Origin of the sequence: Peptostreptococcus sp. MV1, assembly GCF_000758885.1 — a bacterium.
Taxonomy (GTDB): Bacteria; Bacillota; Clostridia; order Peptostreptococcales; family Peptostreptococcaceae; genus Peptostreptococcus.
On sequence record NZ_JRNB01000039.1, the window covers coordinates 1 to 1523 of the forward strand.

Annotated in this window: 1 protein-coding gene; it reads right to left on the reverse strand. The window is 31.8% G+C overall.

The window, feature by feature from the left end:
* Positions 1-18: 18 nt before the first annotated feature.
* Positions 19-1416 carry an ISLre2 family transposase gene (locus HMPREF1639_RS02730; RefSeq protein WP_036763021.1) on the reverse strand — a complete coding sequence of 466 codons (1398 nt, stop codon included), beginning with the start codon at positions 1414-1416 and terminating at the stop codon, positions 19-21.
* Positions 1417-1523: the final 107 nt, after the last annotated feature.

The window sequence follows — 1523 nt, forward strand, 5'->3', positions numbered from 1 at the left end:
TGGACTTTTTTATTACAACTAACTCCCTAAAATATTTGACCTATTAGATCCTATGCCTTTTATTAAAATTCTTGTAGCTGAGGAGCCATCGAAGATGAATTTTTCCTTATCGAAGATACTCCAATTAAGTTTTTCATTTGTCTTATTGACGCAGTCCCTGTATTGTTCATTTTCAGTGTTGCTATAAATACTAGAATCAATTTTATTACCATTTTTCTTATACACCCTCAAAACACTTAATTTGCCAAGAACCTCCTTGCTCCATCCCATTGGATTTCTACTAAACCTCTCGGATAATACATGGCTCACCTGGCCCTCTGTACAGCTTCCTGGAATGTCTAAAGTGTATCTATTAACAATACCTTCCCAGTTATTTATAATGTAATTACAGGCATTACAGCACCTATTTTGAACCCTTTCATCTTCAATGTCACTGCAAAGTTCACTCATATACATTATCGCTTCATCTTTACAATTTGATTCAATTAACCTTTCTATTTTTTTTATGCAGCTTGGACTTTTAGCATTTTTTATAATTTTAAGGTACTTTTTTATATGAAAGCCATCAGTTGCAACTACTTTACAATCATAGTCTTCGAGTCCCTTTTTTATCCACCTACCTCCATCCGCATGTATATATATTTTTTTAATTTCATCAACATCATAATTTTCAACGATATATTCATCCACTTTTTTCCACAGAATACTTGTATCAAAACCACTATCTACAATATGGTACGGGTTTATAGTCCTTCTGCGAGACTTAGATACATTTTCCGTACCTTCCGTAATTGTGACTAAAGGTACTATCTGACAGGACCTTCCCTTGTTCTTATTTGGCTTTTGCAGATGCACATGGTCTTCATCTGCGTATATATGAAGCTCTTTTAACAACTTCTTTTCAGCTACAACCATTGATTTGTCAGTATCTAAATTAGATTTTAAAATAGCATTTCTAACACTTTGTCTGCTAATATTAGGAAGTCCAACCAAGTTTTTACTTTTTTCATATGAATTATCGATAGCTTTGTCTACAAGATCAGCCTTAACATTTTTACATATCCTCTCATATGGTTCTATACCAAATATACTATCTATGGGTTTTACGTATACGTTTTCGACCCTATTGAAGTATATATCTCGACTATACTCTAGTTCACCTAAGCATGTAATAACCTTACGGTCAACGTCTTTTTCTTTTATAACCAATCCCTTTGACTTCCTATCTTTCTTTTGATTACGCATTTCAAGATTTACATATTTAATATATTCCTCAACTATGCTCAAACATGTATTATTGCTTTCTTCTCGTATCTGTGGCGTTATAATATCCAAACTAAGATTTTTACTTTCTTTTAGAGTTTTTAATACTTTTTCCACCATATTTATGCATATTTGTTGTATAATAGTTTCCATAGAGATTACACCACCTTTGTTTGTTTTTTTTGTCAAATATATTTTAACACAAGAGGTTGTAATCTCTATTTTTTATTTCAAAAACTCCATACTTATTTTACACTATC